General features: G+C 62.5%; 14 protein-coding genes. 5 read left to right on the top strand and 9 right to left on the bottom strand.

Translation table 11 applies throughout. The features are described 5' to 3' along the window. The first annotated feature begins 98 nt into the window (after nucleotides 1–98). The 5 genes from PY254_RS11970 to PY254_RS11950 are packed head-to-tail and all read left to right on the top strand — an operon-like array spanning nucleotide 99 to nucleotide 2,821. Nucleotides 99–1,022 carry a sulfurtransferase gene (locus tag PY254_RS11970; protein ID WP_281012271.1) on the top strand — a complete coding sequence of 308 codons (924 nt, stop codon included), beginning with the start codon at nucleotides 99–101 and terminating at the stop codon, nucleotides 1,020–1,022. A gap of 2 nt (nucleotides 1,023–1,024) precedes the next feature. Then, a complete protein-coding gene (locus PY254_RS11965; RefSeq protein ID WP_281012270.1) occupies nucleotides 1,025–1,534 on the top strand; it encodes a YeeE/YedE thiosulfate transporter family protein in 510 nt (169 codons plus the stop codon). Then, nucleotides 1,531–2,070: a YeeE/YedE thiosulfate transporter family protein gene (locus tag PY254_RS11960; RefSeq protein WP_281012269.1), complete on the top strand. Its 540-nt coding sequence runs from the start codon at nucleotides 1,531–1,533 to the stop codon at nucleotides 2,068–2,070. The genes PY254_RS11965 and PY254_RS11960 overlap by 4 nt, the downstream gene beginning before the upstream one ends. Next, on the top strand, nucleotides 2,067–2,651 hold the full coding sequence (locus PY254_RS11955) for a rhodanese-like domain-containing protein (RefSeq protein ID WP_281012268.1): 585 nt from the start codon (nucleotides 2,067–2,069) through the stop codon (nucleotides 2,649–2,651). Before PY254_RS11960 ends, PY254_RS11955 begins: the two co-directional genes overlap by 4 nt. Then, entirely contained in the window at nucleotides 2,645–2,821 is a 177-nt protein-coding gene (locus tag PY254_RS11950; protein WP_281012267.1) for a hypothetical protein, read from the top strand. The genes PY254_RS11955 and PY254_RS11950 overlap by 7 nt, the downstream gene beginning before the upstream one ends. A gap of 179 nt (nucleotides 2,822–3,000) precedes the next feature. Here PY254_RS11950 and PY254_RS11945 read toward each other — a convergent pair whose 3' ends face one another. From PY254_RS11945 to PY254_RS11905, 9 genes are all read right to left on the bottom strand, one after another. Further along, a complete protein-coding gene (locus PY254_RS11945; RefSeq protein WP_281012266.1) occupies nucleotides 3,001–4,500 on the bottom strand; it encodes a catalase in 1,500 nt (499 codons plus the stop codon). Nucleotides 4,501–4,695: 195 nt separating this feature from the next. Then, nucleotides 4,696–4,953 (bottom strand): cytochrome C oxidase subunit IV family protein, encoded by a 258-nt coding sequence (locus PY254_RS11940; RefSeq protein ID WP_281012265.1) that lies wholly within the window; start codon nucleotides 4,951–4,953, stop codon nucleotides 4,696–4,698. A gap of 86 nt (nucleotides 4,954–5,039) precedes the next feature. Continuing rightward, nucleotides 5,040–5,663 carry a cytochrome c oxidase subunit 3 gene (locus tag PY254_RS11935; RefSeq protein ID WP_281012264.1) on the bottom strand — a complete coding sequence of 208 codons (624 nt, stop codon included), beginning with the start codon at nucleotides 5,661–5,663 and terminating at the stop codon, nucleotides 5,040–5,042. After that, the gene (locus tag PY254_RS11930; RefSeq protein ID WP_281012263.1) at nucleotides 5,660–7,771 is read right to left on the bottom strand and encodes a cbb3-type cytochrome c oxidase subunit I; all 2,112 of its coding nucleotides are present in this window, start codon (nucleotides 7,769–7,771) and stop codon (nucleotides 5,660–5,662) included. Before PY254_RS11930 ends, PY254_RS11935 begins: the two co-directional genes overlap by 4 nt. Beyond that, nucleotides 7,768–8,844, bottom strand: a complete 1,077-nt coding sequence (locus PY254_RS11925; protein ID WP_281012262.1) for a cytochrome ubiquinol oxidase subunit II family protein — start codon at nucleotides 8,842–8,844, stop codon at nucleotides 7,768–7,770. Before PY254_RS11925 ends, PY254_RS11930 begins: the two co-directional genes overlap by 4 nt. A gap of 274 nt (nucleotides 8,845–9,118) precedes the next feature. Next, nucleotides 9,119–9,676, bottom strand: coding sequence for a DUF3228 family protein (locus PY254_RS11920; RefSeq protein WP_281012261.1), 558 nt, complete (start codon nucleotides 9,674–9,676; stop codon nucleotides 9,119–9,121). Between the two features lie 119 nt (nucleotides 9,677–9,795). Next, nucleotides 9,796–10,479 (bottom strand): SDR family NAD(P)-dependent oxidoreductase, encoded by a 684-nt coding sequence (locus tag PY254_RS11915; protein WP_281012260.1) that lies wholly within the window; start codon nucleotides 10,477–10,479, stop codon nucleotides 9,796–9,798. A 107-nt stretch (nucleotides 10,480–10,586) separates the two neighbouring features. Beyond that, nucleotides 10,587–12,353 carry an ABC transporter transmembrane domain-containing protein gene (locus PY254_RS11910; protein WP_281012259.1) on the bottom strand — a complete coding sequence of 589 codons (1,767 nt, stop codon included), beginning with the start codon at nucleotides 12,351–12,353 and terminating at the stop codon, nucleotides 10,587–10,589. Nucleotides 12,354–12,470: 117 nt separating this feature from the next. Beyond that, nucleotides 12,471–12,821: a ribonuclease E inhibitor RraB gene (locus tag PY254_RS11905; protein ID WP_281012258.1), complete on the bottom strand. Its 351-nt coding sequence runs from the start codon at nucleotides 12,819–12,821 to the stop codon at nucleotides 12,471–12,473. Nucleotides 12,822–12,837: the final 16 nt, after the last annotated feature.

The raw sequence follows: 12,837 nt of genomic DNA, 5'->3' as shown, positions 1-12,837 counted from the left end.
ACCGGTTCATCGCATCGTCGACCGGTTTCATCGCATGCCCACCCCGCTGCACTCCTGCGTGCCCTATATCTGTCGCACACACGAAATTGGGAGAGACCATGCAGATCAAGATTCCGGGCAAGGCCGCCGTTGCGTTTGCGATCCTCTTCGGTGCCACGACCTTGCCGCACCGTACGCACGCAGAAGCAGCCCCGCAGGCCACCGCGCAATCCGCGCCATGGGTATCTACAGCGTGGCTGGAAAGTCACTTGCACGACTCGAACCTTGTGCTGCTGCAGGTCGGCGAAGAGTCGCAGTACAAGTCCGCGCACATTCCGGGGGCGCACTTGGTCAGGCTTGCCGACGTCGCCGCTACCTCGGGCGAACTTTCGCTGGAAATGCCGACGGCGCCGGAATTGCGCCAGCGACTGCAGGGCCTCGGTATCTCCGACGGCTCCCGCGTCGTGGTGTACTTTGGAAACAATCAGGTTTCCGTGGCGACGCGGATAGTGTTCACGCTGCAATCGGCCGGACTGGCAGCGCATGCCGACCTGCTTGACGGCGGCATGCCGAAGTGGCGCCGCGAGGGCCGGACGCTGACCGACCTGGTCACTGCAGTCACGCAGCCGGGAACGCTGACGCCCTTCAACCTTCAGCCGACCATCGTCGACGCCGCGTTCGTGCGTGCGCACGCCCGGCAGCCGGGCTACGTTCTCATCGATGCGCGTGCCGCGATGTACTACGACGGCCTCGAAGAGAGCGGTGCGGATGGCCACCACCATCGCGGTCACATTCCCGGCGCGCACAACGTGCCCTTCACCGGCATCACCAACGATGATCTGACCCTCAAGACACCCGCCGAACTGCTTGGCTTGTTTCGCAAGGCCGGCGTCGAACCGGGCGATCGGGTGATCGCCTATTGCCACATTGGCCAGCAGGCAACCGCGGTGCTCTTCGCAGCGCGTGCCGTGGGGATTGATGCTGTGCTTTACGACGGCTCGTTCGAAGATTGGACGATGCGCGATTTGCCGGTTGAGCTCTGAGGATGCCCGCGCTCCGTCCTTATGCCGACCCCCATGCGACCGGCGTGTGCTTGGGCCTGGTGCTGCTCGCCTGCTTCGCGCTGACCGGGCAGGGGCTGGGTGCATCTGGCGCTTTCGCAAGCGTGGCAAGCGGTGTCGTTGTCGCAGTCTCGCCGGAAACTGCTGTGCACAGTGCTTACTTTCATAGCTATCTCCAGCACGGTTCGCCATGGACGGCCTGGCTTGTCGTCGAAATTCTCGGTGTGATGGTCGGTGCAGCCGTATCGGCTGCTCTGGCAGGGCGAATCCGCCTGACCTTCGTCCGCGCCGTGCGTCCGTCCGGCGCCCTGCTTTCTGCTGGCATCGGAGGCGGCATGTTGATGGGTGTTGGTGCGGCGTTGGCGCGAGGCTGCACCAGTGGCCTCGCATTGAGTGGCGGCACGATGCTCAGTGTCGGTGCCTGGATCTTCATGGTGGCGTTGTTCCTCGCCGGATTCCTCGTGGCGCCGATGTTTCGCAGGCTCTGGTCATGAACGACTTGCTGATCGCGGGAGGCATCGGCATGGCGTTTGGCTGGGCACTCGAACGCGCCGGCCTGGGCGATCCACCGAAGCTCGCCGGCCAGTTTTACCTGCGGGATTTCACCGTCCTCAAGGTGATGCTGAGCGCCATGCTGACCGCGATGCTCGGTGTTTTTTGGGGCGGCCGGCTGGGCATGTTCGATCCTGGTACGTTCTATGTGCCCGAAACTTATCTGCTGCCGCAACTGGTCGGCGGTCTGGTCTTCGGACTCGGCTTCGTGCTGAGTGGCCTGTGCCCGGGCACGTCCTGCGTGGCATTGGCCAGCGGCCGCATCGAAGGTGCTGCGACGATGCTCGGGCTGTTCGCTGGCGTCTTGCTTGTCGGCTTGGCCTTCCCTGCGATCGAACCTTTCTACCGCTCGACGCCACACGGTCCGCTGACGCTTCAGCGCCTCACGGGCCTGCCTTACGGAGTCGTGGTCGCGCTGGTCACGGTAATCGCCATCTCGATGTTGGCGTGGATCGCGAAGCGGGAGGCAGCACGATGAAACTTGTGCGAGGGTTGGGAATCGGCGCGCTTGCCTTGGGGCTGGTGGCGCCTTTTGCAGGCAGCCCCTCTCGCACGACGCAGCGAGGGCTTGATCTGGATTCCATCGCCCGGGCGATCGACGAAGGCTCCGACCATGTCAGTGCACGCCAGCTTGCCGAATGGATACGCGATCGCCGACCGGGTCTACGCGTCATCGACGTGCGCTCGCCGGCCGAGTTTCGCGACTATGCCATTCCGAGCGCCGAGAACGTGCCGATCGACCAGTTGGCGAGGTCACACTTTGCGCCCGACCAGACCATCGTCCTTTACTCGCAGGAGGGGGCGCACGCCGCCCAAGCCTGGGTCATGTTGCGCTCGCTCGGCGTCATCCACGCAGTGTTCGTGCCGGGCGGCCTTGCCGACTGGCGCGAAGAGGTCTTGAGTCCGCTGCTGCCGGTGAATGGCTCGCCCACGGAACGTGCACGAATCGCGGCATTGAGTCACTACTTCGGAGGGTCTCCCCACATCGAGGCAGAGCAGGAAGGAGGGGTTACGGGCGTAACGCAGACCGGGGGCAGCTTGCGGAGGCGCGGATGCTAGCGCGTGCGATGGAGCCCTCCGATGCGACCGATGCATTCGACTTCGCCACTCTTCGCGCCAGCAAATGCATGCGTTTCGATAGCGCCAGTATTGCCTATCTCGATTACGCGGCGAGCGCGCTGTTCGGTACCTCGCAGGCACGAGCGCATGGTGACCGTTTGGAGCACTGAATTTTCGGCAGTCCCCATTCAGCGCATCGGGCGTCCCACAACGACTGTGCCGCGCAGGCCACCGCTCGTGCCGCGACGTTCGTCTTCTTCGATGCCGACACGGACCGTTGCTGGAAGTCCCGCGGGGCAAGTAGCGTCGGTTCGCCAAGTGGACGAACCGGCCCTATTTTTCGTTCCACTCAGCCCTCGCCCATACCCTCGGCCGGGTCCGCAGCCTTGCCGGCACGCACCTTGTCTTCGATTCGCTGGCCGATACTGGCGTCCACGTTATTCCAGTACTCGAACGCACGCTCCAGCACCGGACTGCGTACGCCGCCAAGCAGGCTGCCGGCGACCTGGTCGACGAACTGGGTGCGTTGGGCATCGTTCCAGATGGTGCGCACCAAGGTGCCGGCCTGGCCGAAGTCGTCGTCTTCCGCATGCAGGGTGTAGGCGCTGCGCACCATCTCGCCATCGGTCTCCCAGCCGTCGGCCACCGGACCGGTTTCATCGGACCACGGGCGGCCGCCACTGTTCGGCGCGTGCACCGGTGCGTTGCCGCTGTGGTGGTAGGCCATCTGACCGTCGAACATGTAGGTGTTCATCGGCACCTTCGGCTGGTTGACCGGCAACTGATGGAAGTTGGTGCCGATGCGATTGCGCTGCGCGTCGGCATAGGCGAACGCGCGGCCGAGCAGCATCTTGTCGGGCGACAGGCCGATGCCGGGTACGGTGTTGCCCGGTGAGAACGCGGCTTGCTCGATCTGCGCGAAGAAGTTTTCCGGGTTGCGGTTCAAGGTCATCGTACCGACCTTGATCAGCGGGTAATCCTTGTGCGCCCAGGTCTTGGTGAGGTCGAACGGATTGAAATGGTAACCCTTCGCTTCGGCGTAAGGCATGACCTGTACGGACAGATCCCACACCGGATGCTCGCCGCGCTTGATCGCGTTGAACAGGTCGGCGCGGTGGAAGTCGGCGTTCTCGCCAGCCATCGCGGCGGCTTCGGCGTTATTGAAGAACGCCATGCCCTGGCGGGTGTGGAAGTGGTACTTCACCCAGAACTTTTCGCCGGCGGCATTGATCCACATATAGGTGTGCGAACCGTAGCCGTTCATGTGCCGCCAGGTGCGCGGCAGGCCGCGCTCGCCCATCACGTAGGTGACCTGGTGCGCGGTTTCCGGGTTGCTGGTCCAGAAATCCCATTGCATGTGGTTGTCGCGCAGCCCCGAATCCGGCAGCCGTTTCTGGCTGCGGATGAAGTGCGGAAACTTGATCGGATCACGGATGAAGAACACCGGCGTGTTATTGCCGACCAGGTCGTAGTTGCCTTCGTCGGTGTAGAACTTCAGCGAGAAGCCGCGCACGTCGCGCCAGGTATCGGGGCTGCCGGACTCGCCGGCGACCGTGGAGAAGCGCGCCAGCATGTCGGTACTCGCACCTTTCTGGAACAGCGCAGCCTTGGTGTAACGCGATACGTCTTCGGTGACTTCCAGCACGCCGAACGCGCCAGCGCCCTTGGCGTGCGGCTGCCGCTCGGGCACTTTCTCGCGGTTGAAGTGCGCCATCTGTTCGAGGAAATGCACGTCGTGCAGCAGGATCGGGCCGTTCGGACCGACGGTCAGCGAGTTGCGATCGCTGATGGCGGGGGCACCGGAGCCGGTGGTCGAGCCGCCGTTGGCGGCGTTGTCGGACTTTGACATGGCGTGCGTCCTTTGGTCAGAAGCTGGCGGGAGTACGTTCTTGCAGTCTGCCCGCAAGGTGGCGGGCAAGCCATTCGATTCTTCCAATGATGCTGATAGGCAGTCTCTTGCGATGGCCGGAACCTCGCTGGACTCCAGCACCAGCCGTCGTTCGGATGCGCAGGGAGCACGGCATGCCTAATCCGGACGTTTCCATCAAGGAGCCATGCGAACTGCCAGACTGGCCATGATCCAGATCGTTCCGCCCACCATGATGATCAACAGCAGAGTGGAAAACAGGATCAGCAGAAGATCCTCCCGCTGCCGCCTGAAGCCGATATGCAGGAAGCAGCGGAAGTGGACGGCCATTTGCAGCAGACCCAGTGCGCCGATAATTCCCAGCAAGAGAACGTGTGAGAGCGGCAGGGTTTTTGATACCAGCGCAAACGCCGCCACGGTGAGCAGCAATGCCAAGCCCAAACCCCACACGTAGGCGTGGAACTCACGGCGTTCCTGGTCTGCCACAGGGGCTTCGTGCGAAGCGGATTTCACCGTCTCAGTCATGCCAGCCCCGCCAGATAAACCACGGAAAAAATGGCAATCCAGATAATGTCGAGGAAGTGCCAGAACAGTGCCAGCCGCTTGATGCCGAGTTGGGTCGCGGTATCCAGCCCGTAGCGGGCGAGCTGGCCGAGCAGGGCGATCAACCAGATACAACCAGCGGCGACGTGCAGTCCGTGCAGCGGGACCAGGCCGAAGAATGCCGACAGGAAACCGCTGCGCGTGGGTACGCCGCCCTTGGCAAACATGCTGGCGAAGTCGTGCAGTTCCAGGCACAGAAATGCCACCCCGAGCAACAACGTGAGCAGCAGCCAGCCGACCAGTCTGGTGCGGCGGTGCTGGTACTTGAGCGCCAGCGACGCCATGCCGAAGGTGAAGCTGCTGATCAACAGCAGCAAGGTTTCAATGAAGATGCTGTTGAGGTCATACAGCTGCCGTGGTCCGGGTCCACCTGCCATGCCGTGGAGCGATGTCACGTAGGTGGCAAACACCATCCCGAACAGAATGGCGTCGCTCATCAAGAACGCCCAGAAGCCGAACATGACTTTTTCGGCGATCGGATCTGCTTTTGCGAATTCCGATCCGAGATTGAATTCCGGCGGCTGCGTGACCTGCAGGTTCATCGACTCACCCCAGCGTGGTCTTGCGTGGCCAGACCACGGTTGGCAACGCTGCACTCGCGCTCACGGGTTACGGCGCGGGTCTGCGCTACCGCATCCAGCCAGGCACGATGCTCGGTACGTACCTCGTTGGCAGTAACGATTCGATCAGTGTGTCGTGCAAAGCCGTGAATGATCATGCTGCCAACGGCAGCGAGAAACGACAAGATGATCATCCAGCCGATGTGCCAGACCAGGCCAAACGCGAGTAGAAAACCGATCAGTGCCACCGCCGGTCCCATCGCGCTGTTCCGTGGCAACGCAATATCGCGATAGTCATCAGCCTGCCGATAGGCGCGATCGTCTTGCTTGGCCAGCGTGAACGCATCGCGCGCCTCTACCGTAGGCAGCACGGCAAAGTTGTACGCCGGTGGCGGGGCGGGAACCGCCCATTCCAGACTTCGTCCATCCCACGGATCGCCGATGGGAACCCCCAGGCTCTCGCGCTGCCGAATGGAAATCCATAGCTGCCACAGGAGCGAAAGCAAGGCGGCCAGCAATACCAACGCCCCTGCAAAGGCGACCCATTCCAGCGGTACATAGCGCGCTTCGGCATAAGCCACCGAGCGGCGTGGCAGACCCATGATGCCCAGCGCATACAGCGGGAAGAACGCCAGCATGAAGCCCACGATCCAGCACAGCGCGGAGACAACGCCCCAGCGTTCATTGAGTCGGAAGCCGAATGCCTTGGGAAACCAGAAGTGATAAGCGGTCAGCATGCCGAACAGCACGCCGGGCACCGCCACGTTGTGGAAGTGCGCGACCAGGAACACGGTGTTGTGTACCTGATAGTCGATCGTGGGGTTGGCCAGCAGGATGCCGCTCATGCCACCCAGCACGAACAGCAGGATGAAGCCGATTGAATAGATCATCGGCACGGTGAAGCGTATGCGCCCGCGAAACATCGTCCACATCCAGTCATAGATTTTCACCCCGGTGGGAATGCCGATCAGCATGGAAGCAATGCCGAAAACCGCGTTGATGTTGGCGTTCTGGCCCATCGTGAAGTAGTGATGCAACCACACCGTAAACGACAGAATGGCGATCGTCATGGTGGCCATGACCAGTGAGCGGTAGCCGAACAACGCCTTGCCGGAAAACGTGGAGACCACCTCCGAATACACGCCGAACGCTGGCAGGATCAGGATGTAGACCTCCGGGTGGCCAAACAGCCAGAACAGGTTGGCGAAGTTCATCATGTTGCCGCCAAGGGCATTGGTGAAGTAGTGAAACCCCAGATATCGATCCAGTGCCAGTTGAGCGGTGGCGACGGTCAACGGCGGCATCGCGAAAATCATCAGGATGCTGGTGCACAGCGCTGTCCAGGTGAACAGCGGCATGCGCATCAAAGTCATGCCGGGGGCACGCTCCTTGTAGATGGTCACGGCAAAATTGATGCCGGTAAACGTGGAGCCCAATGACGCCAGGCTCAGCGACCAGATCCAGTAATCCGGTCCGACCCCGGGGCTGAAGGTGGCTTCGGTGAACGGTGGGTAGCCGAACCAGCCGCCGGTGGAGAACTTGCCGATCACCAGTGAGACCATCACCAGTGCGGCGCCGGCCGCAGTCAGTCCCAGGCTGATCGAGTTGAGCACGGGGAAGGAAACATCACGCGCTCCGATCTGCAGCGGCATGACGTAGTTGATGATGCCGGTGAGAAACGGCATTGCCATGAAGAAAATCATGATCGTGCCGTGGGTACTGAACAGCTGGGCGAAGTGATCAGGCGAGAGAAAACCGCCGCCAAGGCCGAATGCCTGCTGTGCCCGCATCAATACCGCCTCGATCAAGGCGCGTGCCAGCATGACGAGCGCGATCACCACGTACATGATGCCGATTTTCTTGTGGTCAGGACTGGTCAACCAATGCGACCACAGCGGTCGCCACAACTTGTAGCGGACCAGCAGCACGATCAAGGCGATACCGCCCAAGACCACCAGCGAAGCCGCGCCGGTGGCGATGATTCCGTTGATGACGTTGTCGCGGCTAGGTGCCTGCAACATCTGCCAGAACGGCAGCGCATCCGGGCTCAGCCGTCCAAACGGGCCTGCGCAGTGCTGCAGCATGGTCATGGCTGATCGTCCTTGCCGGCGGCAGGTTTACCCGATGGGGTGAAGGCGCTTGCCGGGATCGAGCTGTCGCCTTGCATGGTCGCTTTGACCACGGCCGGAAAAATTGTCGGGCTTGCCCCGGTGAAAAAGGCGGTTCCCTCGATGGTATTTACCCGTGGCATGGCGGCGATCAACTCAGCGCGCGTTGAGCGCTTCGCAATGAGTTGCAGAGTCTTTGCGTCCAACGGCATGCCGCTCGCGCGCACCTGTTTGGTCCATGCACTGAAGTGGTTCGCATCCATCGCCTGCACGGTGAACTTCTGCTGATGAAAGCCATCGCCGTTGTACATGGTGTTTTCGCCCAGTGATGCTCCAGGTTTGTGAGCTTCCAGATTCAATTGAGAGACCATGCCGCCCATCGCGTAGATCTGGCTGCCCAGCGCCGGAATGAAAAACGACTGCATGACGGTTGCCGAGGTGATGCGAAAACTCACCGGGCGATCGACCGGCAGCGCCAGCGTTCCGATGGTGGCAATGTTCTGGTCCGGATAGATAAACAGCCACTTCCAGTCGTAGCCGATTACCTGTATCCGCAACGGAGCTTTCGTCGACGACAGCGGACGGTAGGGATCCAGTCGGTGCGTGTCACGCCAAACGAAAAAGGCGAGTATCGCGACGATGACGACCGGTCCACCCCACGACAAAATTTCGAGCAGGCGCGAATATTTCCACTGTGGCGTGTACCTGGCTTTGTTGTTGCCAAGGCGATAACGCCAGGCAAAGAACGGCAGTAGCAGGAAGATCGGTCCGGCCACCAGCACCACCATGACCCCGAGCACTTCGTAAAAATGCCAGCGTTGCGCATCGGCTATCGGGCCTTGAGGATTCAGGAACGAAAGATGAGGACCGCCTGCGCAGGCGGCCAGGCTGAGCGTCGCGGCGCAGACCAGGGCCCGCCATAGCACGCGCTGGGTGTGTATGCGACTGCCTGTTGAACGATCGCAGCGGCCGCATCGACCAGGCTTCGTTGCGCTATGACCGGTCTTGGGTGTGACGGATCGGATCAGAGTTTCGTGCGAGTTTCCGCTGATCACGGTGAACGCTGCCTCCTCTCATCGATGAGCGCTGCGCTGCGATGCGACGGACAGGCACTCAGCTAACGACCGGCAGCGGAAGAACACTCGACGCCGCGTATGGCCAGGGTTGGAGCAACTGTGGCTCCCAAGCTTCAGCCCGAAATCGTATGCCTGTGTTTGTGATGATGGGGCGATGATGCGAGCGGTACGGTGCATTTTCCGTCAGTGCGTGGCGGGATGTGCAGTGCGTGCCACAGGCTTCGGCGCAAGGCTCACGACAGGCGTACCCAAGTCAGCCGCGCCAGTTGGCGTGACTTTCCCAGAACGCCACGCTGCGTCGATACGCTACATGATCCAGCGGCACGCCCGAACCGCCTTCCTTCACGCCGAGCGCATTGCGCAGCATGGTGATGGGTACCATCGGAATCTCTTGCGGTTCGCTGGTATAGAGACAGCCGACCACACCCCAGTCCGCGTCAATCGGCGCGCCTTCCTTGGCGAGCTGGTCGCGGCTGTAGAGGATCGGCAGCAGGTAGTTCGCTACCGGCGGATCGATGCCTTCGAACCAACGCACCAGCACCGGCAGTTCATCGCGGCTGCGCGCCTCGTAGGCAGAGCGCAGCAGATGACTATTGCCGTCGGTGATGGGTGTGGCGGTGCAACGGGTGGACGTCCAATTGCGATGAACGTGCAGCTGGCAGAACGGTGCGTAGCCGGGCAATACCTGCAGCGGTGCTTCACTGTTGAGACGCTGCTCGAACTCCGCGGCGCTGCAATCCTGGATGGCGCTCGGCCTTTTGTCGCGCGGGAACAGTCGGGTGTGGGCGAACGGGGTCAGTACGATGGACATGGGGTTTGACAGGTGGGAATCAGCTGACGAGAGTAACCCGTCGTGACGTTGCTTGCCCTGGGTCAAAAACGGCGAAGGCGCCAGCCTGTTGCAGGCTGGCGCCTTCGATTCGACCCCGTTCAGACCCGACCGGTCACCGGTATCAGCGCGCCGGTGATGGCAGAGGACTGCTTCGACAACAAGAACACGATCACGTCGGCGAGTTGCTCCGGCTTTACCCAGCGGGCGAAGTCGGCGTCGGGCATGTCGGCGCGATTGGGCGGCGTGTCGAGAATGCTGGGCAGCAACGCATTGACGGTGATGTCGCGCGACTTGAGTTCCTCGGCCAGTGCTTCGGTGAAGCGCATCACGCCGGACTTGGATGCGGTGTACGCACCTACGCCTGCGCCCGCTTTAAGCGCGGAAGCGGCGCCAATATTGATGATGCGACCACCGGCATGCAGATGTTCCAACGCGGCCTGGCTGGCGGCCACGGCGGTGCGCAGGTTCACGCGGTACAGCAGATCCCAGGTATCCACGCTGCCATCGGCCACGGTTTCGTAGCGGAAGGTGCCGGCAATATTGACCAGCGCATCGAGACCACCAAGCGCCTTGGCAGCGGCGGCCAGTGCCTGCTTCGCAGCCTTTGGATCGGCCAGATCGACCCCACCGATGCAGGTCGCCTGACCGATGCCTTCGGCGGGTGCGTCAGCACGGTCGATGGCCACGACCTGCGCGCCTGCGCCGAGCGCTGCTTGAACGGCCGCCAGGCCGAGTGTGCCGAAACCGCCGGTTATCGCGATGCGTCGTTTATCGAGTTGCATGGTGGCCTCCAGAAATATTCATCCAACAGAATAGCGGGCGAACAGGGTGTCCGAAAGCCGCACGACCCTGGCGAATGTTGTGCTGCGGCTGGGGCCAGCGAGCCGGGTCACGCCACGAACTGCAGGCGCGCCAGTTCGGCGTATAAGCCGCCTTCGGCGAGCAGGCTTTCATGGGTGCCTTGCGCCACGATGCGGCCACCGTCCAGTACCACGATGCGATTAGCGCGTTGCACGGTAGCCAGACGATGGGCGATCACCAGGGTGGTGCGGCCTTTCTCCAGACGTTCGAGTGCCTGCTGGATCGCCGCTTCGGACTGCGCGTCGAGTGCCGAGGTGGCTTCGTCGAGCAACAGCAAGGGCGCATCACGCAGGATCGCGCGGGCGATCGCAATGCGTTGTCGTTGACCACCGGAAAGGCGCACACCTCGCTCGCCCATTTCAGACTGATAGCCGTCGTTGAGCGCGCTGATGAATTCATTCGCTTCGGCGGCGCTCGCCGCTTCGCGTACTTCCTCGTCACTGGCGCCTTCGCGGCCAAAGCGGATGTTGTCGGCGGCGCTGCCGCTGAAAATCACGGTTTCCTGCGGTACCAGCGCGATGGCACTGCGCAAGTCGTCCAGCGTGACCGCGCGCAGATCGGTGTTGTCGATGCTGATGGCGCCGCTCTGCGGATCGTAGAAGCGCAGCAACAACGAGAACACCGTGCTCTTGCCGGCCCCGGACGGGCCGACCAGGGCGACGGTTTCGCCGGGACGCACGTCCAGCGTGAAATCGTGCAGTGCGGCGGTATCGGGTCGCGTCGGATAATGGAAGCTGACGCCATCAAAACGCAGCGCGCCGCGTAGCGGTCGGGGCAGGGCCACCGGTTGCGCCGGCTCGATGATCTCCGGGCGCTCGTTGAGCAGCTCACCAAGGCGTTCCATCGCACCGGCTGCACGCAGTACATCGCCCCATACTTCCGACAGGCCAGCGACCGAGCCGGCGGCGAACACGGCGTACAACACGAACTGACCGAGCACGCCCGCATCCAGCGTGCCGGTGACGACGTGGCGTGCGCCGGCCCACAGCACCAGGGTGATCGCGCCGAACACCAGCACGATCACCGCCATGGTCAGCAGAGAGCGCATGCCGATGCGGCGGCGCGCAGTGGCCAGCGCGCGCAGGATGGCATTGCTGTAACGCGTGCTCTCGATCTTCTCGCGTGCGTAGGCCTTGACCGCGGTGGAGGCGTTGAGCGTTTCGTTGGCAATCGCGGCGGCGTCGGCCAGACGATCCTGGCTGGACCGCGACAGCTTCTGCACACGCCGGCCGAACACCAGGATCGGCAACATCACCGCCGGAATGATCAGCGCGGTGAGGCCGGCCAGTGAGGGCGCCGTCCACACCATCATGGCGCTGGCACCGACCAGCATCACCGCGCTGCGCAACGCCACCGACACGCCGGAGCCGATCAACGCCTGCACCACTTCGGTGTCGGCGCTGAGGCGTGAGAGTAATTCACCCACGCGACTGCGCTCGAAGAAGCTGACATCGAGGCGGATCACCTGCGCGTACAAAGTCTGTCGCAGCGAGGCGAGCGCGCGTTCACCCAGCAGGGTGATACAGAAATAGCGCCCTGCGGTGGCCACCGCCAACACCAGCGCCACGCCGAACAAGGCGATGAAGGTCTGGTTGATCACCGCGTAGCTGGAATGACCGAAACCCTTGTCGATGATGTAGCGAAACGCCATCGGCAGGGTCAGCGACGCGCCGGAAGACAGGCCGAGGAAGACGAGCCAGCCGATGGCCAGCGTGCGATGGGGTTTCACAAACGGCCACAAGCCGCGCAGGGCGCCGATGCGACGGGAGGGTTGGGGTGTTTCGGTGGCAATCATGGAGTCTCGCGAAAGGCGACGTCGACTTCATGACGTGGGGCGGGTCCCGGGTGGATTCAATGCGCCGGCCCACCGCAGCTTGCAGCCTCGACGGCAGCGAGCGACTCGCGCCTCGCTTCAGTGCTCCGCCTGTGCCTCGCAACCCCAACCGTCATTGCGGCCGCTGAAGTCCTCAGCGGACTCGCCCAGCAGTCGCTCGAAGCCGCAGATGTTGCTGTGGCTGGGCTCCATGAATGGGTGAGCCAGCACCTGCCACGGCAATTCGTGGTTTTCCTCGTAGGACGACAACGACACCTTCTGATCGCTGCGCAACAGATGCACGGCAAATTGCAGGGCGTCGTCTTCCGTGGGAAACAGCACGGCGAAATCGACTTCGCGAGGGATCGACAAGTCGTCGCCGGCTTCAGCCATCTGCCACAGCGCGTTGCCGTTTTCGTCGTCGGGGAAACGTTGGGGATCGCGATTCATCAGTATTCCTTGCTGG

This window comes from Rhodanobacter sp. AS-Z3 (assembly GCF_029224025.1).
Lineage (GTDB): Bacteria > Pseudomonadota > Gammaproteobacteria > Xanthomonadales > Rhodanobacteraceae > Rhodanobacter.
This window is presented reverse-complemented; position numbering and strand designations above follow the sequence as displayed.

What these genes read in the sequence shown, in the direction of transcription:
- PY254_RS11970 (WP_281012271.1), top strand. Translation starts at nt 99, where the DNA reads ATGCAGATCAAGATTCCGGGCAAGGCCGCCGTTGCGTTTGCGATCCTC.
- PY254_RS11965 (WP_281012270.1), top strand. Translation starts at nt 1,025, where the DNA reads ATGCCCGCGCTCCGTCCTTATGCCGACCCCCATGCGACCGGCGTGTGC.
- PY254_RS11960 (WP_281012269.1), top strand. Translation starts at nt 1,531, where the DNA reads ATGAACGACTTGCTGATCGCGGGAGGCATCGGCATGGCGTTTGGCTGG.
- PY254_RS11955 (WP_281012268.1), top strand. Translation starts at nt 2,067, where the DNA reads ATGAAACTTGTGCGAGGGTTGGGAATCGGCGCGCTTGCCTTGGGGCTG.
- PY254_RS11950 (WP_281012267.1), top strand. Translation starts at nt 2,645, where the DNA reads ATGCTAGCGCGTGCGATGGAGCCCTCCGATGCGACCGATGCATTCGAC.
- PY254_RS11945 (WP_281012266.1), bottom strand. Translation starts at nt 4,500, where the DNA reads ATGTCAAAGTCCGACAACGCCGCCAACGGCGGCTCGACCACCGGCTCC.
- PY254_RS11935 (WP_281012264.1), bottom strand. Translation starts at nt 5,663, where the DNA reads ATGAACCTGCAGGTCACGCAGCCGCCGGAATTCAATCTCGGATCGGAA.
- PY254_RS11930 (WP_281012263.1), bottom strand. Translation starts at nt 7,771, where the DNA reads ATGACCATGCTGCAGCACTGCGCAGGCCCGTTTGGACGGCTGAGCCCG.
- PY254_RS11920 (WP_281012261.1), bottom strand. Translation starts at nt 9,676, where the DNA reads ATGTCCATCGTACTGACCCCGTTCGCCCACACCCGACTGTTCCCGCGC.
- PY254_RS11915 (WP_281012260.1), bottom strand. Translation starts at nt 10,479, where the DNA reads ATGCAACTCGATAAACGACGCATCGCGATAACCGGCGGTTTCGGCACA.
- PY254_RS11910 (WP_281012259.1), bottom strand. Translation starts at nt 12,353, where the DNA reads ATGATTGCCACCGAAACACCCCAACCCTCCCGTCGCATCGGCGCCCTG.
- PY254_RS11905 (WP_281012258.1), bottom strand. Translation starts at nt 12,821, where the DNA reads ATGAATCGCGATCCCCAACGTTTCCCCGACGACGAAAACGGCAACGCG.